Annotated in this window: 19 protein-coding genes; 10 read left to right on the top strand and 9 right to left on the bottom strand. The window is 69.3% G+C overall.

All coding sequences use genetic code 11. The annotated features are described in order from the left end of the window. Nucleotides 1-223 precede the first annotated feature (223 nt). The 3 genes from AB0C20_RS21890 to AB0C20_RS21900 all read left to right on the top strand — a co-directional run bounded on the left by AB0C20_RS21890 (nt 224) and on the right by AB0C20_RS21900 (nt 3,654). Nucleotides 224-808, top strand: coding sequence for a winged helix-turn-helix domain-containing protein (locus tag AB0C20_RS21890; RefSeq protein WP_357186944.1), 585 nt, complete (start codon nt 224-226; stop codon nt 806-808). Between the two features lies 1 nt (nt 809). Further along, a complete protein-coding gene (locus AB0C20_RS21895) occupies nt 810-2,066 on the top strand; it encodes an MFS transporter (protein ID WP_357186941.1) in 1,257 nt (418 codons plus the stop codon). Between the two features lie 640 nt (nt 2,067-2,706). Next, nucleotides 2,707-3,654, top strand: a complete 948-nt coding sequence (locus AB0C20_RS21900; RefSeq protein ID WP_357186938.1) for a hypothetical protein — start codon at nt 2,707-2,709, stop codon at nt 3,652-3,654. Nucleotides 3,655-3,754: 100 nt separating this feature from the next. Here AB0C20_RS21900 and AB0C20_RS21905 read toward each other — a convergent pair whose 3' ends face one another. Further along, nucleotides 3,755-4,516, bottom strand: coding sequence for an SCO2525 family SAM-dependent methyltransferase (locus AB0C20_RS21905; protein ID WP_357186935.1), 762 nt, complete (start codon nt 4,514-4,516; stop codon nt 3,755-3,757). A gap of 174 nt (nt 4,517-4,690) precedes the next feature. On the opposite strand from AB0C20_RS21905, the gene AB0C20_RS21910 reads away from it, so the two are divergent. Together AB0C20_RS21910 and AB0C20_RS21915 are read left to right on the top strand one after the other, a co-directional pair. Beyond that, nucleotides 4,691-5,587, top strand: coding sequence for an SCO2523 family variant P-loop protein (locus AB0C20_RS21910; protein WP_357186932.1), 897 nt, complete (start codon nt 4,691-4,693; stop codon nt 5,585-5,587). Continuing rightward, on the top strand, nt 5,587-6,552 hold the full coding sequence (locus tag AB0C20_RS21915; RefSeq protein WP_357186929.1) for an SCO2522 family protein: 966 nt from the start codon (nt 5,587-5,589) through the stop codon (nt 6,550-6,552). The genes AB0C20_RS21910 and AB0C20_RS21915 overlap by 1 nt, the downstream gene beginning before the upstream one ends. Here the strand turns inward: AB0C20_RS21915 and AB0C20_RS21920 are convergent. Next, on the bottom strand, nt 6,531-7,475 hold the full coding sequence (locus tag AB0C20_RS21920; protein WP_357186926.1) for an SCO2521 family protein: 945 nt from the start codon (nt 7,473-7,475) through the stop codon (nt 6,531-6,533). The genes AB0C20_RS21915 and AB0C20_RS21920 overlap by 22 nt on opposite strands. Before the next feature lie 489 nt (nt 7,476-7,964). Between AB0C20_RS21920 and AB0C20_RS21925 the strand changes: the two genes are divergently transcribed. Beyond that, complete coding sequence (locus AB0C20_RS21925; protein ID WP_357186924.1) at nt 7,965-8,969, top strand: hypothetical protein; 1,005 nt, start codon at nt 7,965-7,967, stop codon at nt 8,967-8,969. 78 nt (nt 8,970-9,047) lie between these two features. Here AB0C20_RS21925 and AB0C20_RS21930 read toward each other — a convergent pair whose 3' ends face one another. The 3 genes from AB0C20_RS21930 to AB0C20_RS21940 form a co-directional block, all read right to left on the bottom strand. Further along, on the bottom strand, nt 9,048-9,581 hold the full coding sequence (locus AB0C20_RS21930) for an RICIN domain-containing protein (protein WP_357186921.1): 534 nt from the start codon (nt 9,579-9,581) through the stop codon (nt 9,048-9,050). Nucleotides 9,582-9,722: 141 nt separating this feature from the next. Continuing rightward, on the bottom strand, nt 9,723-10,259 hold the full coding sequence (locus AB0C20_RS21935) for an RICIN domain-containing protein (RefSeq protein WP_357186918.1): 537 nt from the start codon (nt 10,257-10,259) through the stop codon (nt 9,723-9,725). 126 nt (nt 10,260-10,385) lie between these two features. Continuing rightward, nucleotides 10,386-11,378 carry an NmrA/HSCARG family protein gene (locus AB0C20_RS21940; protein WP_357568623.1) on the bottom strand — a complete coding sequence of 331 codons (993 nt, stop codon included), beginning with the start codon at nt 11,376-11,378 and terminating at the stop codon, nt 10,386-10,388. Here AB0C20_RS21940 and AB0C20_RS21945 point away from each other — a divergent pair. Continuing rightward, a complete protein-coding gene (locus AB0C20_RS21945) occupies nt 11,268-11,801 on the top strand; it encodes a TetR/AcrR family transcriptional regulator (RefSeq protein WP_357568632.1) in 534 nt (177 codons plus the stop codon). The genes AB0C20_RS21940 and AB0C20_RS21945 overlap by 111 nt on opposite strands. 12 nt (nt 11,802-11,813) lie before the next feature. Here the strand turns inward: AB0C20_RS21945 and AB0C20_RS21950 are convergent, their stop codons facing one another. Next, nucleotides 11,814-12,533, bottom strand: a complete 720-nt coding sequence (locus AB0C20_RS21950) for a DsbA family oxidoreductase (RefSeq protein WP_357568624.1) — start codon at nt 12,531-12,533, stop codon at nt 11,814-11,816. Nucleotides 12,534-12,648: 115 nt separating this feature from the next. Between AB0C20_RS21950 and AB0C20_RS21955 the strand changes: the two genes are divergently transcribed. Further along, complete coding sequence (locus AB0C20_RS21955; RefSeq protein ID WP_357186909.1) at nt 12,649-13,080, top strand: helix-turn-helix domain-containing protein; 432 nt, start codon at nt 12,649-12,651, stop codon at nt 13,078-13,080. Nucleotides 13,081-13,085: 5 nt separating this feature from the next. Here the strand turns inward: AB0C20_RS21955 and bla are convergent, their stop codons facing one another. The 3 genes from bla to AB0C20_RS21970 all read right to left on the bottom strand — a co-directional run bounded on the left by bla (nt 13,086) and on the right by AB0C20_RS21970 (nt 17,525). Beyond that, on the bottom strand, nt 13,086-14,009 hold the full coding sequence (gene bla, locus AB0C20_RS21960) for a class A beta-lactamase (RefSeq protein WP_357568625.1): 924 nt from the start codon (nt 14,007-14,009) through the stop codon (nt 13,086-13,088). Nucleotides 14,010-14,036: 27 nt separating this feature from the next. Further along, the gene (gene rph, locus AB0C20_RS21965; protein WP_357568626.1) at nt 14,037-16,652 is read right to left on the bottom strand and encodes a rifamycin-inactivating phosphotransferase; all 2,616 of its coding nucleotides are present in this window, start codon (nt 16,650-16,652) and stop codon (nt 14,037-14,039) included. A 171-nt stretch (nt 16,653-16,823) separates the two neighbouring features. Continuing rightward, nucleotides 16,824-17,525 carry a DUF4396 domain-containing protein gene (locus AB0C20_RS21970; RefSeq protein ID WP_357186900.1) on the bottom strand — a complete coding sequence of 234 codons (702 nt, stop codon included), beginning with the start codon at nt 17,523-17,525 and terminating at the stop codon, nt 16,824-16,826. Between the two features lie 156 nt (nt 17,526-17,681). Here AB0C20_RS21970 and AB0C20_RS21975 point away from each other — a divergent pair, with 156 nt between their 5' ends. Together AB0C20_RS21975 and AB0C20_RS21980 are read left to right on the top strand one after the other, a co-directional pair. Beyond that, complete coding sequence (locus AB0C20_RS21975) at nt 17,682-18,152, top strand: hypothetical protein (RefSeq protein WP_357186898.1); 471 nt, start codon at nt 17,682-17,684, stop codon at nt 18,150-18,152. A gap of 81 nt (nt 18,153-18,233) precedes the next feature. Next, the gene (locus AB0C20_RS21980) at nt 18,234-19,016 is read left to right on the top strand and encodes an MBL fold metallo-hydrolase (RefSeq protein ID WP_357186895.1); all 783 of its coding nucleotides are present in this window, start codon (nt 18,234-18,236) and stop codon (nt 19,014-19,016) included. Nucleotides 19,017-19,023 lie beyond the last annotated feature (7 nt).

A 19,023-nucleotide genomic window follows, 5' to 3' on the forward strand; every position in this document is an offset into this window, starting at 1 on the left:
GCGGCACCGGCAGCACGACCTGTCGATCCACTCGCGTTCACGGAAGTCGGGGTGTCCCGGCTCCACGGACAGCCCGACTTCACAAAAGCCGAGTAGATCTTCGCTATCGCCGGCAAGGCGGGACGAGGGCCACCGCTGCCCCGGGGCCGGATGCGAAAGGCTTGTTGCGGAAAGATGCCAGGACGACGTATAACCGAAAGGAGTCTTTCGCTAAGGGGTGCCCATGGAGCAGAACGAGCCAGAACGCCGGGTGCGCGTCCAGGACGCCACCAAGCTGCGCGCACTCGCGCACCCGTTGCGCCTACGGCTGCTGCGCTACCTGCTGGCCGCCGGCCCGAGAACCGCCGCGCAGTGCGCCGAGGCGCTGGACGACACCGGATCAAACTGCAGCTACCACCTGCATCAACTGGCCCGGCACGGCCTCATCGAGCGGGACCACGCCGAGGGGACCAACCGGCGTGACCGACCGTGGCGCGCTGTTGCCACCGGGCTCGAATTCGTCCCGGACCCCGATGATGCCGAGGGGCAGCAGATCAACGACGCGCTGACCGCCCTGGAGCTCGACGAGGTGTTCCGATCGTTGCAGCGTTACCAGGGTCAGCAGCACAAACTGACCGACGAGTGGCGGGAGAGCGCCACCTTCCACAGCTACACGCTCTCGCTCACCCCGGAGGAGTTGCGGCACCTCGCCCTGACCCTGGACGCCGTCATCCGGCCGTACCTGCGCCCGTTGCGCAGCGCACCCCCGAGCGACGCCCGGCCCGTCACCCTCAACCTCCAGGCGTACCCCACGCCGGAGTTCCTCTGACATGCTGACGCTGCTGCGACACCGCGGATTCGTCCTGATCTGGGCTGCCGGGCTCTTCTCCAGCGTGGCGAGTTGGCTGCTGCTCACCGGGCTGCCGATCTACGTGTTCGGGGTGACCGGTTCGGCGCTCACCACCTCCGCCGTCTTCCTCGTCGAGCTGCTGTGCGGCATCACGCTGGGATCGTTCGCCGGTGCGCTCGCCGATCGTCTCGACCGGTTCCGGCTCATGAGCTGCGTCGCCGTGCTCCAGGCCGCGGTGGTGATCCCCCTGCTCGGTCAACCCGACCACCACCTGTGGGTCATCTCGCTGGTCGCCGGGGCCCAGGCGGTGCTGACGCAGACGTCCGACTCCGCCCGCAACGCCGCGCTGCCACGCCTCGTCGAGCCCGCGCACCTGGTGCGCGCCAACAGCGCGATAGCGCTCAACATGAGCGTGGGACGCCTCATCGGAGGTTCGCTGGGCGGGTTCGCCATCACCCGCGACGGCACCCGCTACCTCGCTGTCGGCGCCGCCGCGGCCTTCGTGATCACTGCAGTCCTGATCGCCGCCGGCCGCCGCGCCGCCCACCACGCAAACGCGCAGCCGACGGCCCCGGACCGTGAGCCGTCGTTCTTCATTGCTTGGCGACACGGCCTTACGGCGATGCTGCGCAACCGCGCCGTTCGGATGACGATCGTGAGTGTGGCGTTGGGCGGCATCGCGCAGGGCCTGTTCGTGGTGCTCTTCGTGGTCTTCGTCAGTCGCGCGCTGCATGCCGACGGCACCCTCACCGGTGTGCTGCGCGGGGTTCAGGCGATCGGTGGTGTGGCGGGCGGGCTCATCGTCGGCCTGCTGGGCGCCCGGCTCAGCCCCCGGCTGCTGATGAGCCTCGGCGCGACCACCTTCGCACTGATCAGCCTGGTCATCTGGAACGGACCGACGGTCACCCGTCAACCCGAGTGGTACATCGGGTTGTTCATCCTGGTCGGTGCGCCTGGCATCGCGTACGCCAGCGGAGCGTTCGCGCAGATCCAGCAGAGCGTGCCCGACACCGAGTTGGGCCGGGCCTTCGGCGTCTACTACGCGATCTTCAGCGCCTCGCAGGGGCTGGGCATGGCGGCTGCCGGCCTGCTCGGCGACGTGCTCAGCGTCGTGCTCGTGCTCAATGTGCAGGCCCTGCTGTACCTGGCCTCCGGCGCGGTCGCCTACGTGGGCCTGCGTTCGGTACGGCGGCGGGTTCCCGCCGTACGGCAGCGGGCTACCGTCGACGTCGGGTAGACCAGCATGAGCGCGGCTGAGGCTCAGCTCCACGGCAGTCGGGGCTATCGGGTCCGCGACGCGTCCAGCTCGACAGACGTCGGCGACCTCGAAGCGACGGTCCCCACCTCGCAGCTCATTCCGATGGCGCGGAGCCGGCCCTATCCGAGGAATCCGCCGAACACGAGGTGAGGGCAGCGAACGCGACAGCGCGGGTCGCATGGGAATGGGCGGAACCGGCCTTCTTCGCTGCCGAAGCGTGTCACATCCTCGCCCGGGTCTGTCGGATGTCGTACCCGGACCGATCGATCGAGGTGACAGCGGTGCCGTTGGCAGGCGACCTACAATAGACGCATTCGTCAACATAATCACGTTGCGACGATTTGGACCAGCGTGATGGCGTTGGCCACTGCCCTTTCGCAGGTGAAGCCGCTCGTCGCAACGCGATCAAGCAACCGGCGGCCGACGAAACGGCCGTCCGAGAATCTGGGGATCGATTCTCCGGAGCTGCGTTGAGGGGTGAACATGGCGGCGACTACTCGCCAAGCCAGTGGTTGCACTCCGGCAAATAATGCGCTGCAATTTGGGTGTGGTGGCGGAGGAGCAGGGACGACGGGGCTCTCGTGCGGGCGTTAGCGCCCAGAGCGAGGAGGCTGCAACTGTGGTCGCCGCGCCGTCCAGCGTCACGCGCAAGATGGCCGTCACCACCGCGACGGGTGCTGCCACCTTCCTGATCACCAATGCGTTGAAGCAGCCGATGGCGACGAGCATCACTCTGTCCATTCTCATCGGCGGAATCACGCTACTTGTGCGTTTTCTCGTGGACTTCGAGCGGCGGCTGGCCGTCGTGGAGGCCTCCTCACGCAGTGGCCAGGTGCGTATGGAGAGGCTGGTCGGGGACGCTTTTGCGAAGATCAATGACGCGACCCGGTTGTTCGGGTCGATCGAGGCGTCGGCCGTGCAGACCGACCTGGTGACTCAGTTCGTGCAGCACTCGACCAGGATCAGCCCCGATTCACCTCCGCTGATCTACAATTTCGTGCGTACTCAGATCCGCGACATGTCCGACTTCATCAAGGAGATGGCGGAGGGCGGCGACGTCACCTATTACGGCGAGGACCGGGACTGGCTACTGGGGCTGACCCGGCACGTGTGCGAGTCGATCGACGTGGTCAGCCTCGCCTCTGTGGACGGGGGGCTGTGGCGTAGCGAGTTCGGCCAGCGCTATCTGGATGCGCAACGGCAGGCGGTCGAGGAGAACGAGGCACGCATCCGGCGGATCTTCATCGTGGACGACCGCAAGGACCTCATGCATCCCGACATGCAGCGCGCCTGCCGGCAGCAGGAGGAGTTCGGCATTCAGGTGCGGGTGCTCGACCGGGAACGGACACCGCCGGTGCTGCGGCCGCAGGTCGTCGACTTCATCGTCTTCGACGAGGTGTTGTCCTACGAGACCACCCCGGCGTCCTCGCTGGTCAACGACGACACGCCGGTCATCGCGGAGACGCGCCTCGTGCTGCGCACGCCCCGGGTGATGGAACGGGTGCAGGTCTTCCGCGCGCTGTGGGCCGCGGCCTACCCCATCGACGAGGAAGAACGGCCGCAATAGGTGCAGGCGGCCGGCGGGGAACCTCTCGACCGGCCGCGGCATCCGGCGGCACGGTGATGGCGTTCGCGCCGCGTGCTCTCCCGGGACTCCGGAAGGGGCTCTAGCTCTTCGTCGAGGCGCCCCGCGAGTGTCCGAGCGCGAGGACCATGCCGACGTTCGGGCACAACGGTTGCTCGGAATCGATCGGGACCACCTTGACGTCGGTGGCCAGCGGCTGCAGCGTCTGCTCGACGATCACCGCGTCGACCGGAACGGCCGGGAAGCGCACGCCATCGACGTCGTAACCGTCGGAGCCGGTCATGAAGGCCGCCGCGAACGGCGCGTCGGGCCGCAGCGCGCGAGTGAAGCAGCGTACGGCCCGGTCGAACTCGTCACGGTCGGCCGACAGGGAACAAGCCACGAAGAACATGGTTCCGATGTCCCATCGCTGCTGTGGCAGGTCGAAGATGCTGCCCTGCGTGACAGTGGCCTTTGCCCGAAACTCCGCGAGCGGGCGACGGCCGCGCATCGCCGCAGTGTAGCGGTCCCGCTCCGCGTAGAGCTGCCAGAACTCGTCCCACCCGTGGTCGAAGCGCCGCCACCAACTCTGCCGGGACCGCAGCCACCGGACGTTGGCCGGCGAGTGTTCGACGAGGTCGACGTGCTCGCAGAGAGGCATCATGGCGAAGGCGGGATAGAGATTGGCGCCGGCACCCACGTCGAGGCCGCGGGCGGGATGCGAGGGTAGGTTAGCCGTGGCGAAGAAGTCTCTGGTGGCACGGACGATCTGAAGGTCGTCGGGACGCACCGAACGGTAGTTGTGCGCGTGATAGGCGCGTGGCTGGAACATGTTCCAGTCGACGTCGTTGTTGCGGGTCGGCATTGGCTGCACCTCGTACACCTCGGCCTCCAAGGCACCGGTCCGCTCCAGACAACCACGACCCGACGCAGTCGTAGCCCGAAGGCCGCGGACTTCTTGCAATTCGCAGGAGTAGACATTTACCGCTGCCGTTTGGGCTGTGTGGCCGGGTTAGCCTGTGCCGGGGAAGGGGTGGCTGTGTTCATCTTCGCAACCTCCGGCAAGGGCGGGGCCGGCCGCTCGGTGGTCGGCGCCAACGTGGCCTATCGCAGCGCCCTGACCGGGCGGGACACGTGCTACCTCGATTTCAGCTTCGCGTCGCCGACAGCCGGCACCGTCTTCGACGTGCCCGCCGTCGCGGGCGGCACGGCGCGTGGGGGTACGCAGTCGTACCTGCTCGCCGAGAGCAGTGAACCCGACCGCGTCGACGTGTGGGCCGGGTCGGGTCACCCGGCCCTGCGCCGTCGACCGCCGGGCGCCGGTCAACTCGTCCTGTTCCCCGGTGACCGCGGCGGCTCGGAGTTCGTCACCACGCCCACGATCGACAAGCGGTGCGCCGAACTGCTCCTGCATCTGGCGGAGGAGTTCCAGGTGGTGATCGTCGATCTGAGTGCGGGCCGGTCCTTCGCCGTCGACATGGCCCTGGCCGCCACGGCGATGCCGGTAGTCCGCAAGGTCCCGGCGCGGTGGCTCGTGTTCCACAGGTGGACCCGCGACCATGTGACGGCCGCCACCGGCCTTGTCCACGACGATCGCGGTCTGCTCAAGGTGGCCCGCCAGCGCGGCCACGACACCGAGGCCTTCGAGGAGGGTCTGCACTTCGTACGGACCGCGGTGATCGATCCGTACGCCGAGGGGGCGACGCTCACCCAGGCGCAGACGGAGTTCCTGCGGGCCTGTGACCGCGATCTGACAAGGCTCGCCGGCGGCATGGCAGCCGACCGGACGACCGTGCCGTTCGATGCGCTGCTGCACGGGCGTGAGCAGTTGGTCTGCGACGACGACCAGCACGAGCGGAAGATCGCCGGAGCCGGCACTGTCGCCTCCTTCGAGCGGCTCCTGACGATCATGGTCGACGGCGAGGAGGCCTGTTGATGGGTGTGGACGTCACGTTCGCCGAGGCGACGGTCGGGCGGCGTACGGAATCCGTTCCGCTCTCGCACCTGTCCGTTGAGGTGGGTCATCTCTACTCGGAAGGTTACGTTCCCGGCGACGGCGAGATGCTGCGGCATCTCGCTCGGAGCGAGCCGTGGCTCCGGGCGGCAGGAGAGTCCTGCCGCCGCCGGTTGCCACCCCGGGTCCGACCCCGCCTGAGCACCTGCATCCTCATCGACGACTACGCGAACGAGATCCCGCCGCCGGACGAGGTGATCAAGCAGCTGAACGTCGCCTGCGAGCAGACGGGAGTCGTCATCGACTACCTCGCCCGCGAATCTGCGTGCGCCGAGGCGGACGGGCTCAGGCTCGCCCGGCTCGTCGCCGACCGCCTGGTGCCCGACCCGGCTTCTCGGGTCACCGGCGCCGGCTCGTTCGCCGCCGAATCAGGCTGGCTCTGCAACGGACGGCGCTCTCCGGGCGAGATCCGGCCGGCAATGCGCCCGCCCGTGCACTGGTCGCCGCCCGTGGAGAGCAGCACCCCCCGGCACAGCATCTTCGTCGACGTCGAGCTGTGGTCGCAGGACGCCGGGGTGCCGACGTGGTCGTGCGCCCTGTTGGCCTCGGTCTGGCAGTTGGTGCGGCTTGGGCTGCTCCGCCGTCACGGCGCGGTGGTGGCCCGTCCGCAGCGGTTCGATCCGGCCGCGACGCTGCCGACCGACTGGACCACGATGCCACCGGTTCTGCAGCTCAATCCCGACGCCGAGCCGTTCGCCGCCTATCAGACGTGCTCGGTGCTCCGGTCGCAGTTGCTGCCGGTGGAGCACGCGGTGCGGACCATCCTGAGCCAGATCGCCGTGGACGCTGACCTCCTGGACGAACTGCAGCGCCGAAGCACGGCCGAGCGCATCGAGCTGCCGCAGCGGATCGTGGATCGGATCGCCTACATCTTCGTCAACGACTGAACGGCGGCCGCCGCGGCGAGCTGATCGCGGATCCACTGCACGCAGGCCGTCCACTGGCGGGTGAGGCCCGCCTGCCGGTCCAGCTCTTGCGTCAGGGCACTCATCGAACCGGGCACTCGGGCTCCGGGCATCCACAGGCGCGTGAGGTGTTCGACGAGAAGGCTGAGCCGCCGGACCCGGACCGGCGGCGGCCACGACGTGGCGGCGAGGTCGTCCACCACCGAGGACACAGTGGTCACCAGCCAGTCGTGCAGCGCCAGGTCCTCGCAGAGGAGTCGGGCGGCGGCCGGGTCGTGGCGGCCCAGCGTCACCTCGAGGGTGCGCGCCTGCCCGGCCCCGACCGTGAAGGTCGCCCGGGCGTCCACCGATGACCGGTCGTCCACCGTAATCGACCAGCGCAGGGTCGTACGCGGAGCCCGCAGCGGCGGCCGCCGGTCCAGCAGATCGCCACGCTGCACCCGGTCGAGCAGCTGCATGGCCACGGCGTCCAGGTCGAGGCTCGTGTGCGGGACTTCGAAGCGGCCGGCATCGCCGCGCAGGTATCCGTCGACCACGGCGGGTGCGCTCACCTTGCCGATCGCATCCAGCTGCCCAGGCCGGCCGAGGTAATTGTGCCAAGGCAGGCGAGTGCTGGTCGCAGCCCGTTGCAGCCGAGAGTCCACCGAGGACTGCGCGACGCGGCCACCGGTGAGGCTCGCCCGGCCGATGACAGTGCCGACGAGCCGTACGCGACGTCCGGTGCCGCTGGGCGCGTCACAGTCGACGCCGGTGAGCACCTCGGGTGAGGTCGTGCAGGCCATCGGGCGGCGCACCGACACCACGGTGGCGCCTTCGACGAGGTCGAGCAGTTCGGCCGCACGGCCGACCGGCAGCGCACCGGAGTGCTGCACAAGACCTGTGTGCACCGCGCCGAGGGTCAGCATGTGTCCATTGTGCCGTCTGCTCACTCCCGTCCGTGGGGGAGCATCCGGACCTCGGGGATTCCGACATGGTTTCAGAGCCCATAGGCTGTCGACTGCGCGGTGGATGGCACATCGAGGCCACGCGGGAATCGAACCCGGGCGCAATTGTGCAGATCGATTCTCACCAATAGGGTAAAGGGCCAGGTCCGACGACGAGGGCCCGGCCGTGTATCTGGAGGGTGTACGCCACGTCCTCGCCCCCGGAGGACGTCATCGCGGCGACCTTCTCAGCCGCCGTTCACGAAACGGTGGTGCCACCGGCGGGCAACCCGTCGCGGATCAATCGAGCACCCCCGCGCACTGATCGGCTCGCGGAAGGCGTGCCCCCGTTCGGTGGTCGCGATCCGGGACGGAAGTCCGACGTTGTGTGTCTGATCGCTCACGGAGGACTCAATCTGAAACCTGGCTCGCCATGGGGCGGTCGGTACACAGAGGACTGTGGAGGCTCGGATGTTGGTCATCGCGGAGGAGCGGCACACCTACCCACCGGACGGTCGAATCCCCAACCTGGAGACCGATGAGAAGGCGTGCGGCGACATCCTGACCAGGATCGAGCCGCTGCTGCCCACCGAACTACGGGGGGAGGTGGTCGGCGCGTTGGTGAGCTGGTCGGAGAGCACCCTGCTGGACGGTCAGAGGTTCGGGACGTGGGCCGAGGCCATCACCGCCGCGACCAGCTACGCGCGGCGGGAGGCCACGCGGGCGACCGATACCGGTCAACGGCATCGTGACAAGGCCGTCGACGGTGACGATCTGGCGAAGCTCAACGCGGCGGTGGCGAGCACGGGGCGGACCGGCGACCCGCAGATCGTGTTGCGCGACGAGAGCCGACGGTGGGCCAACTGCGGCATAGCCGCGTTCCAGATCCGTGAGCAGTTGCGGGACAAGGGCGGCGAGCCCGTCCAACTGTCGGGCGAGACCTATCGGGCTGGGCAGGGCGTCGAGCTCCGGAAAGCACTGCTCGCGCGGCCCGCCAGCCCGGAGACCGTCCTGTTGCTCGACTGCCAGTTCCCGCAGGTGCACAACTTCGTCATCGAGGTGCACCGCGACAAATCGCGCTACCTCGCCCAGGGTTACCAGGGTGCCTACTTCGCCCACTGGTGGCTCGGGCTGAACGGCGGCAGGTACTCCGGAACGCCCACCCCCGAGATCCTCGCCCTGCGTGAGCGATACGGGATGGGCCGCCCGATCAGCAAGGAGGACTACGAGAGCATGCTCGACGGCCTGGTGGCGGCCGTCTCGTCCGACTGGCAGGAGACCGCGAACCAGTGGAAGGTCCTGCCGTTCAACCCGGACCGGCAGGAGGTCGACTCGATCCGCCAACGGTCCGCATCGCCGACACTCCTCGTGGAGGTGTTCGAGCTGCGCAAGCCAGCGGCGGCTCGCGCCAAGCTCGGCGGTGACAGCGCCGCCTCCCTCAGTGTGCTGGCGACCCGAGGGCTGACAACCGACTGACGGAGTGGTCGCGGTGGGCACAACGCCCTGCGCGGGGGGACCCGGAGGGGGTCCCGCCGCGCGGCTCAACGGCGTTGCTTAGTCCAGGCCCCAGGTGAAGGCCTGGTTGTTCGACGTCGTGTAGCAGGTGAACTGCATCATGTCGGCGCCGTTCTGCACCGAGTTGCCCTCCACCGCCATGCACTTGCCCGTGCCGCGGTTCTTCAGCTGGTAATAGTCAGCGAACCCGGAGGTGAAGAGCTTGATCGGCAGCCACTGGTCGTTGAGGCGGGCGTCGCCGCACCCCTGCGTGACGATCTTCTCCCGCTCGGTCTTCGACGCGTTGCGGACGGCCATACACTTTCCGCCGTTGCGGTAGGAAATGTGGTAGTAGCCCGAGCTGGTAGTGGTGAAGTTCCAGTTGCGGAGCAGTCCTCTGTCGCAGAGATGCTGATCGACAACGGTCCCGCTCGCCGACGCGTACGCCTCGGGGTGGATGCAGTAGTCGTTCGTGTACGGCTGGATCACCCACGGGCCGGTGGTGGCTGCCGCCGCTGGGCTGCCGGTACCGACCAGCGTCGCCGCGATCATGGCGAGCACCGCCACCAAACCGGTCATCGTTCTGCGCTGCATGAGGGGCCTTTTCCTTCGTCCAAAGTGGAAGATCGGGGTAAGGCTAACGATCATGCTCGATGTGCGCCACCGTCGGCCACCTTTTGCCACCGGCCGGGAACGGGACCCCGGGAGGTCCCGCTTCCCGGCCGCAGGGCGTGCCTACGACGGGGAGAACCAGGTGAAGGCCTGGTTGTTGGACGTCGTGTAGCAGGTGAACTGCATCATGTCGGCGCCGCTCTGCACCGAGTTGCCCTCGACCGCCATGCACTTGCCGGTGTTGCGGTTCTTCAGCTGGTAGTAGTCGGAACCACCGGAGCCGAAGAGCTTGATCGGCAGCCACTGGTCGTTGAGGCGGGCGTCGCCGCACACCTGCGTGGCGATCTTCGCCCGCTCGGTGGTCACCGCGCCGCGGACGGCCATGCACCTTCCGCCGTTGCGGTACGAGATGTGGTAGTAGCCCGAACTGGTCGTGGTGAAGATCCAGTTGCGGTTCAGTCCACCCTCGCAGAGGCGCTGCTCGACGACGACGTTGAGCGCCGACGAGTAGCCCGCCGGGTGGAGGCAGTAGAGGTTCGTGAACGGCTGGACAATCCACGGGCCGGAGGAGGCCGCCGCCGCCGGACTGCCGGTGCCGATCAGCGTCGCCGCGATCATGGCGAACATCGCCACCAGGCTGGTCATCATTCTGCGCTTCATGAAGAGCCTTCCGCTGTCCAATGTGGAGGGACCGGTAAGGCTAGCGATCATGCTCGATGCACGCTACCCGAGCAGGCCCGCGAGCGGCGAGATGCGCGCACTGTGAGTGAGTGCGGCGTCGCCTCCTCAGCGACCTGACGGCTCAGGCAGGTTGTCGCGAGCCCACTCGGCGAACGTCGTGACGGGGATGCCGAGGGCCCTCGCGTACTCCGGGCGAGCGGGTTGGCCCACAACGTTCATCTGCTCGTGGGATATGCCGGCCCACTCCGGCATCCCTGCGGCGACCGCCTCCTCCTCGGTCATGTCGGGCGCGGTCAGTTCGACGCCCAGAGCGTCGGAGAGCGTCTTGGCGATCTCGGTCATCGTCAGGTGGTCGCTCGCCAGCTCCAGTTCGACACCGTGGAACCTATCGGGTTCGGCGATGGCCGCGGCGGTCGCGCGGCCGATGTCGTCGACCGCGACGAGGGAGAGCGAGGTCTGTGGCTTGAGGACCGTCGCCAGCCCGCCGGCGACGCCCCGGGGGAGCAGGTACGCCACCGAGGGGAGGAGGTTGTCCATGAAGAAGCCCGGCTTGATGAGCGTCCAGTGCGTGAAGCCCGCCTCGCGTACCCGATCCTGGATTGCTGCCTTTGTCGTGTAATAGGGCTCCATCGTCACCCAGCGGCCCTCGGCCCAGCCGGGCGCCTCGGTGTGCTGGCCGGCGCCACTGACGGAGGTGTGGACGAACTGCGGCACCTTCGCGGCCAGCGCGCTTTCGATCAGGTTGACGCCCTGGGCCAGCTCGCCGTCGAAGTTGATGGCGTTGCCGTCCATCGCGGGCATCTGCACCGAGAAGACGGCCCGTGCTCCGTGCGCGGCCCGGACCAGCGAGTCGCGATCGTCGAGGTCTCCGGTGACCAGTTCGGCCCCGAGGGCTTCGACCGACCGCGCGCGGTCGGTCGCGGGATCACGGACCAGTGCCCGGACGGGTACGCCGGCCGCGAGCAGGGCCCGAGCGGTGGCACCACCCTGCCTTCCCGTGGCGCCGGTGACCAGGACGGGTGCGGATTTGGCGCCGACGCGTCCCTGGAGCAGATCGCCCGCATCGCCGGAGTCGGTTCGGCCACCGTGCGCCGACACTTCCCGAGCCGCCACGCGTTGTTGGACGCCGTCTTCCGCGGCGTGATCGAGAACCTCGGCGCCCGCGCCCGCGAGCTGTCCGACGCCGCCGACGCGCGGGCCGCGCTGCTGGACTGGCTCGCCGCCGTCAACGGGAACGTCGCCACCATCAGAGGGCTGGCCATCGCACTGACCCGCGACTGCATGGCCAGCCCCACCGACGCGCACGAGCACTGCGCCACCGCGCAGCTCACCGAGGCGGGCGAGCCGCTCGTACGCCGGGCCGCGACGGCGGGCGCGGTGCCACCAGAGGTGACCATCACCGATCTGCTCGCGCTGATCACCGGCATCGCCCTGGCCACCGAGCATCACGCCGATCCCGCCGCCGCCGCGACCCGACTGCTCGACCTGGCGGTAGCGGGAATCAGCCCACGCCGAGGGTGACGGGGCGCGAGCTCAGGTGGTACGGTCGGGCACCGCACACCCGTCCGGGGCGCACATGCCCTCGGCCGCACCGACCACCGGCAGCGGCTGTGGTGTCGGGTGGCTCTCGGTCCACGCCTTGTCGATGACCGCGAGCAGGTCGTCGAGGCCGATCGCACCGGGGACGGCGAAGCGGCCGTCGAAGACGAGGAACGGCGCGCCACGTGCCCCGAGGCGCTGTGCCTCGCGCTGGTCGGCCGCCACGCGGGCCCGGTAGCGGCGGCTTCGCAGAGCGTCGGCGGCCCCGGCGCTGTCCAGACCCACCTCGGCGGCGAAGTCGAGGACCTCCTCGACGGTCCACAGCTTGCGGGCCTGCCCGAAGTGCACGCGGAACATCGCCGTCCAGATCTCGGCGCCGCGCCCCTGGTCGGTCGCGTACGCGAGCAGTTCATGGGCGAAATCCGTTGGCCCGAGCGTGCGGTCCACCGCGTGGTAGGGCGTCAAACCCTCCGCCTCGGCCGCTCGCTCGATGGGCCGCAGGACCCGGTCGACTGTCGTCGCGGGAGCCCCCGCCATCGTGATCAACTCTCGTTGACTGACGCCCGCGCGGGGCAGGTCGGGATGTAGCTGGAACGACCGGTGGATCACCTGGACCTGACCGCCGTACGGCAGCCGGTCCAGGGCCTGGTGGAGCCGGTGGTCCATCAGCCCGCAGTACGGGCAGACGATGTCCGACCAGAACTCGATCTTCACGGTTCTCCTCCTCGATTCTCACTTCTTGTTCGTAGGGCCATGATGCGTCAGAATCGGAGAGCCACAAAAGGTACATTCATGTGCGTAGCGCGGGCTGCGCGGAGGGGTGGCGAGGATGAGCGCAGGAGATCTCCGGCGCAGGCGCACCAACGTCCGGGGGAACGTCCGGGCCGCCCCGGGGCCCTGCGCACACTGGAACGACGAGGACGCCGACTTCATCCGGGAGGTCCTGGACCTCGTCGGCGACAAGTGGAGCGTGCTGATCATCGGCACGCTGGCCGATGGCCCTGTCCGCTACTCGGACCTGGGCGACGCGATCCCCGGCATCTCCCAACGCATGCTCACGCTGACCCTGAAACACCTCCAACGCACCGGGCTCGTCAGCCGGACGTCGTACCCCGAGGTGCCACCCCGCGTCGAGTACGCCCTCACCGACCTGGGCAGGTCACTGCTCTCCACCGTCCTGGCCCTGGCGGCCTGGTCCGCCGACCACCACGCCGAGATCCGCCGCCACCAGACGGCGTACGACAGCGGCAGCGCGACCTGACCGACTCATGCTCGCAGTTGGGCGACGACCACCCGGGTGGCCTGGGCGATGAGGACGTCGTCGGGGGTGGCGTCCCTCGTGTCGCGGCTGGAGAGCACGGCGAGCACGATCGGGGCCCGGTCGGGCGGCCAGATCACCGCGATGTCGTTGCGGGTGCCGTACCCACCGGTCCCGGTCTTGTCCCCGACCACCCAGCCGGCCGGCACCCCGGCGCGGACCAACGCCGCGCCGGTGGTGTTGCCCCGCAGCCAGCCGCGCAGCACGTCGCGGTCCGCCGGTTCCAGGGCAACCCCCACTGTGTACGCCCGGAGGTCGCCAGCCAGGGCCCGCGGGGTGCTGGTGTCCCGCCTGTCGCCAGGTGTTGCCTCGTTCAGCGCGGTCTCGTAGCGGGCGACGTCGGTGACGGTGTCGCCCAGCGCGCGCAGCTTCGCCTCGAACCCCGCCGGTCCGCCGAGGTGGCGCAGCAGCAGGTTGCCGGCCGTGTTGTCGCTGTAGCGCACGGCGGCGTCGGCGAGGGCGCGCAGGCTCATGCCCTCGCCGACGTGCTTCTCGGTGATGGGGGAGTGCGCCACCAGGTCCCGCGCCGAGTACCGCACCACGCGATCCAGTTGGGCGTCGGTGGTGCCGTCGAGCACCTCGGCGGCAGCGAGGGCCTTCCACGTCGAGGCGTACGCGAACCGCTCGTCGGCGCGGTATTCCACAGTGCGACCGGTGCCCGTGTCGACGGCGGAGATGCCCAGCCGCGCCCCGAACTGCTCCTCCAGTTGCCGGAACTCGTGATCGGCGGCCGGCGGCGAGGCGAGCGTCGCCTCCGGGCTCGGCGTCGTCCGCGCCTCGGTGGCGTCGTCGCCGCTGCCGCACCCCACCAACGACACCAGCGTCGCCGCCGCCGCCACCGCGATCGCCAGTCGTCGGACCGAAACCGCCATCGTCGTTCCTCCTGAGGGTGCCGTCGGTCAGGGCAGGATCTCGACGTACCCGTCGCTGCCGTGCACGCGGATCCGCTGCCCGTCGCGGATCAGCCGGGTGGCGTCGAGCACGCTGACGACAGCCGGTAGGCCATACTCTCGCGCGATCACCGCGCCGTGCGTCATCAACCCGCCGACCTCCGTCACCAGGCCAGCGATACCGACGAACAGGGGAGTCCAGCTCGGGTCCGTGTGGGCAGTGACGAGGATGTCACCCGCTTCGAGGTCGGCCTGCGCCATGTCCAGGATGACGCGGGCGCGTCCTTCCACAGTCCCGGCGGACACCGGCACACCGGCCAGGGCGCCGGCCGGCACGTCGTCGCGTCGGTACGCCCCGGTGATCGCCTCGCCGTCGGAGGTCAGCACCCGGGGCGGGGTGAGCCCCTGGTGTGACCGATACTCGTCGCGGCGCCGCCGGATCAGCTCGTCGTCCACCCGGTGCGAGCGCACGACCTCGTGGAACTCCTGGAACGTGAGGTAGAAGACCTCTTCGGCCTCGGTGAGCACGCCGGCGTGCACCAGCCGTTCGGCCTCAGCCAGCAGCGCCTGCTTGTAGACGAAGTAGCGGCTGATGATGTCGTACTTCGGGTACTCCCGGTAGCCGATGAAGGCCCGCACCCGGTCGATCATGCGCGCGGTCTCGTCGGCCTTCTGCTCCCCGTCCGGCAGCGCCCGCAGGCGCGCCAACACCTCCTGCGCCTGCTGCCGCGCCTGCTGTTCACCCTGCTCGAAGCGCCGCCGGGCCGCGCCCGGCTCGAAGAGCTTGACGTTGTCCAGCAGCACGGGCACCAGCGTGCCGGGGCGTTCGCTCCACCGCGGCCTGGTGATGTCGATCTCGCCGACGCAGCGCATGCCGTACCGGTCGAGATACGCCTCGATGGCGGCGCGCGCCTCGGCCCCGCCCGCGACCTTTGGCAGCTCGTCGAGGAAGTCGTCGTGCGCGACGTCCTGGAGGAACGCCACCACCTCCGGATGCGGACGGATCACGTCGGCGACGTCGAGCAGCGCCAGCCCCATCTCCGACGTGACGTTGCCGGGTGCGGAGAGCGTGAGGGTGTCCGCGGCGTTCTTTTCGCCCAGCCACTCGTGCAACCTGTCGTTGAGCCACCAGGTGGCCTCCATGCCGGCCATGATCGCTCGCATGTTCAGCGGATCACCGAGGACCCGCTTGTGCTCCTGGAAGGCCTCCAGCAGAAAGTCGAACAGCGCCGTACCGGTCACCGTCGCGATATCGCGCCGCAGGGCGGCGATGGACGCCTCGCTGCGCTCGATCAGCTCGGCGACGACGGCCGGGTCGGTCTCGGTCGAGGTGGACGCGCCGCCGGTCGTCGGCCTACCCGGAGCGCCCTGGTCCGGGAGCGTCGGAATGAAGTCTCCGCGGTCGATCAGGGTCTCCAGCGCGTCCCTCATCAGCGGATCGTCGCGCCCCGCCATCGTGAGGAAACCGGCGCGGCCGGCGGGGGAGGCCAGCAGTCGGGTGGCGTCGACGAACAACCTCCCGCCGGCCGCCAGCATCGGGGCCATGGCGGTCAGCTGCCACATGGAGAGCCCCAGCGGCCGCATGGCGTCGGTCATCATCTGCTGGTGACCGACCGAGAGGTAGACGTGGTTTTCCTGGTCATCGGCCGCCGGGATGGGGAACAGCGTGGTGATCGGCCGGCTCTGCACGATCTGGAAGTCGTCGTCGACCAGGCACCACTCGATGTCCTGCGGACGGCCGAAATGCGCCTCGATCCGTCGCCCGAGCCGCACGAGTCGCACCACCTGAGCCCGCGTCAGCGCCGGCTGCTCCTGCCGGTGGGTGTCGATCGCCACCTCCCGCGTGCCGCCGCCGGGCAGCGCCGCGACGGCTCGCTGCTTCGCGGCGACAGTGCCGGCGACGACCTCGCCGTCGCGCACCGTGAAGACGTCCGGGTTCACCAGGCCGGACACCAGGGCCTCGCCGAGGCCGAAGCTGGCATCGACTGTCGCGACAGTCCGGTTGCCCGTCACCGGGTCCGCCGTGAACAGGATGCCGGAGGCATCCGGAAAAACCATCTGCTGTACGACGACAGCCATCTGGACGGTCCGGTGGTCGATGCCGTTGCGCAGGCGGTAGATGACGGCCCGCTCGGTGAACAGTGACGCCCAGCACCGGCTGACGTGCCGCAGGATCGCCTCCGGCCCCACCACGTTCAGGTAGGTGTCCTGCTGGCCGGCGAAGGACGCAGTGGGCGTGTCCTCCGCCGTCGCGCTGGACCGCACGGCGAAGGCGGCCTGCTCGCCGAACCGGGCGAGCGCGCCGGTGATCGCGGCGGCCAGGTCGCCCGGGATCGGGGTCTCCTCGACGCTGCGGCGAATCTCCGCGCTGAGCGTGTGAATCGCCTCCCGGTCGTCCGGGCTCAGGCGCGACAACTGATCGAGCCGATCGTTGATCGCCGGCGTCTGCGCCATGATCCGCCGGAAGGCGGCCGTCGTCACGCAGAACCCCCCCGGCACCCGGATGTCGTCGATTCGGGACAGCGCGCCCAGGTGCGCGGCCTTGCCGCCGACGACCGACACCTGCGTCTCGTCGACCTCTCGAAGATCCAACAGCGGTGCCCGGTCGCCGCGGTTCCCGTCCATCGACAACACACCCACGTCTGGCCCCCGTTACCTCGTTTGTGCTGGTCCGGCCGCCGATTCTGCGCCACCACCGGGGTCTTGCCGCAAGCCCCCAGGTGCGGTATACGTTAGAAGTGGCAGGGAGAGGGATCTCCTTGCCTTTTGTTGTTCTTCGGGGCTGTCGGGCCCCGCTCAGTCGTCGGGGAGCCGGCGCGGCTCGAATCTCAGCCCTCGGCCGAGCTGCCAGGAGGCGGTCGGCCAGGCCGCGACGAAGCCGGCTATCAGCCCGAGCTGACCGGCGAACCAGAACGTGGGGCTGTCGGGTCGCAGAGGCGGCTCCGGCAAGACCACGCGATGCGCGAGCGTCAGCCATACGAACAGCGCCACCTCGAACGCGGTGATGGTCAGCAGCTCGATCCTGCCGACATTCGACAGCGCGTGCCAGACCTTTCCGAGGCTGCGACCCGGCCCGGCGAAGTACCGGAAGAGCACGGCGATCGTCACCGCCATCAGGTAGTCCCCGGCGTAGTCGAGCCACAGCGGGTCCTCGGCCGGGTCGAATCTCACGGCGTACAGGGCGACCTCGGCGACGATGAACCCGAGAGCGCAGTGCGCGCCGCAGCGGGACACGTGGGTGACGACGATGGCCCGGCGGGGCCGTCGCGGTTGCCCCTCCTGTCGCCGCCGTGAGAACGCCTCGGGCCTGCCCCAGTTCCAGTAGAGGCGGACAGCGGCCGGGCCGATGTAGAGGACGGTCACCAGCCAGACGATCTCCATGACCCGGACCGGCTGACGGTTTCCGCGGAGATAGGTGTCGGCCAGCACGACCGCGAGGCTGACGACGCCGAGCGCGAGCGAAGCCCATGAGAGCGCTACGAGCCAGGTTGGTTGCATCCCCGCCCCTTCCGCCAGCCGGGCGAGTCTTTCACGGCGTACTCGAACGGATCGGCGGATCGGGCGTTCCCGCGTGCCGGCGCGGACGGATTCACCCTTCCCGGCCCCGCCTGGACGGTGGAGTGAGCCAGCCGGCCGCTGCACTACGGTGCAAGGGTGACGAGTGCCCCCCGCGAAGCGGAAGCGCGTGTCGGTCCGGTGGGCGCGCTGCTCTCCCGGCTCCTGTTCCTGGCGATCTGCCTACCCGGACCGGTCCTGCTCGTCACCGCCGTGACACTGGACCCGCCGCGATCGTCCAGCGACTTCTGGGGTCTGCTGGTCGGTGGCGTCCTGGCGACAGCCATCGGTGTCGGGTTCGGCGTCTTCGGCTGGCGGGTGGTGGGCCGCTCGCGCCGCGACGCGCGTCGACTGTCAGCCGCCGGTGTCGCCGCGACGGCGGAGATCCTCGCGGTGGCGAACCACCTGGCTGGAGAGAATCCCGAGCTGGAAGTCCACCTGCGCATCAGCGGGCCGGGATTCGCCACCTTCGAGGCGGACACGATCCGCGCGACCGACCCGGCCCTCGTGCCCGGCGCGGTGCTGGCCGCCGTCGTGGAGCCCGCCGACCGCCTCTTCGCGATCATCTGAGTCGGTTCGAGGCTCGGACGTCGGCGATGCTGCCCATTCGCGGGGTCGAAGCGCCGTCGCCACGCTGGCACACTCTCGGGAATGGTCGACTGGTATGCGCGGGCCGAAGTGGGCGGCGACGTCGTCCGGATCTCGGAACCGCACGTCAACGAACTGTTGTCGGCGAACATCTGGTGGTTGCGGGGCACCGACCGGGACATCGTGATCGACGCCGGGCTCGGCGTCGTCTCCCTAAGGGAGGCGATTCCGGGCCTGTTCGAGCGCGATCCGATGATCGTGCTCACCCATGCGCACCTGGATCACGTCGGTGGGGCGTCAGAGTTCGGAGAGCGGGCCGCCCACCCCGCCGAGGCCGGGGTCTTGGCGACGGGCGTACCGGCGAGCCTGTACGGCGCGGAACTCTTCGACAAACTCGGGATCGACGCCGCCGGAGAAGACATCCCGGAGCTCATGATCGACGTCCTGCCCGATCCCGACTACGACCCGGCTGCCTACCGCGTCGCACCGATGACCCTGCACCATCTGCTCGACGACGGCGACCGGGTCGACCTGGGCGGGCGGGTGCTGACCGTGCTGCACCTTCCCGGCCACACGCCGGGGAGCATCGCCCTGATGGAGGAGCACACCGGGACCCTGTACTCGGGCGACATCGTCTACGAGGGCGCCCTGATCGACGATCTGCCGAACTCCGACGTGGCCGCGTACCGGCGAAGCATGCAGGTCCTCGTCGACCTCGACGTGTCCGTCGTCCATCCCGGCCACGGGGACAGCTTCGACCGGACGCGCCTACGCCAGTTGGCCGAGACCTACCTGCGCAAGACTGCCGCCGGCGTTGCCGATGAGGAAAGCCGACATATAGCATAATTCGCGA

Origin of the sequence: Micromonospora sp. NPDC048843 (assembly GCF_040649965.1) — a bacterium.
GTDB classification, from domain to species: domain Bacteria; phylum Actinomycetota; class Actinomycetes; order Mycobacteriales; family Micromonosporaceae; genus Micromonospora; species Micromonospora hortensis.

Bases quoted from the DNA above. Each gene is read 5' to 3' on its own strand.
- AB0C20_RS21890 (WP_357186944.1), top strand. From the start codon at position 224: ATGGAGCAGAACGAGCCAGAACGCCGGGTGCGCGTCCAGGACGCCACC.
- AB0C20_RS21895 (WP_357186941.1), top strand. From the start codon at position 810: ATGCTGACGCTGCTGCGACACCGCGGATTCGTCCTGATCTGGGCTGCC.
- AB0C20_RS21905 (WP_357186935.1), bottom strand. From the start codon at position 4,516: ATGCCGACCCGCAACAACGACGTCGACTGGAACATGTTCCAGCCACGC.
- AB0C20_RS21915 (WP_357186929.1), top strand. From the start codon at position 5,587: ATGGGTGTGGACGTCACGTTCGCCGAGGCGACGGTCGGGCGGCGTACG.
- AB0C20_RS21920 (WP_357186926.1), bottom strand. From the start codon at position 7,475: ATGCTGACCCTCGGCGCGGTGCACACAGGTCTTGTGCAGCACTCCGGT.
- AB0C20_RS21925 (WP_357186924.1), top strand. From the start codon at position 7,965: ATGTTGGTCATCGCGGAGGAGCGGCACACCTACCCACCGGACGGTCGA.
- AB0C20_RS21930 (WP_357186921.1), bottom strand. From the start codon at position 9,581: ATGCAGCGCAGAACGATGACCGGTTTGGTGGCGGTGCTCGCCATGATC.
- AB0C20_RS21935 (WP_357186918.1), bottom strand. From the start codon at position 10,259: ATGAAGCGCAGAATGATGACCAGCCTGGTGGCGATGTTCGCCATGATC.
- AB0C20_RS21955 (WP_357186909.1), top strand. From the start codon at position 12,649: ATGAGCGCAGGAGATCTCCGGCGCAGGCGCACCAACGTCCGGGGGAAC.
- bla (WP_357568625.1), bottom strand. From the start codon at position 14,009: ATGGCGGTTTCGGTCCGACGACTGGCGATCGCGGTGGCGGCGGCGGCG.
- rph (WP_357568626.1), bottom strand. From the start codon at position 16,652: ATGGACGGGAACCGCGGCGACCGGGCACCGCTGTTGGATCTTCGAGAG.
- AB0C20_RS21970 (WP_357186900.1), bottom strand. From the start codon at position 17,525: ATGCAACCAACCTGGCTCGTAGCGCTCTCATGGGCTTCGCTCGCGCTC.
- AB0C20_RS21980 (WP_357186895.1), top strand. From the start codon at position 18,234: ATGGTCGACTGGTATGCGCGGGCCGAAGTGGGCGGCGACGTCGTCCGG.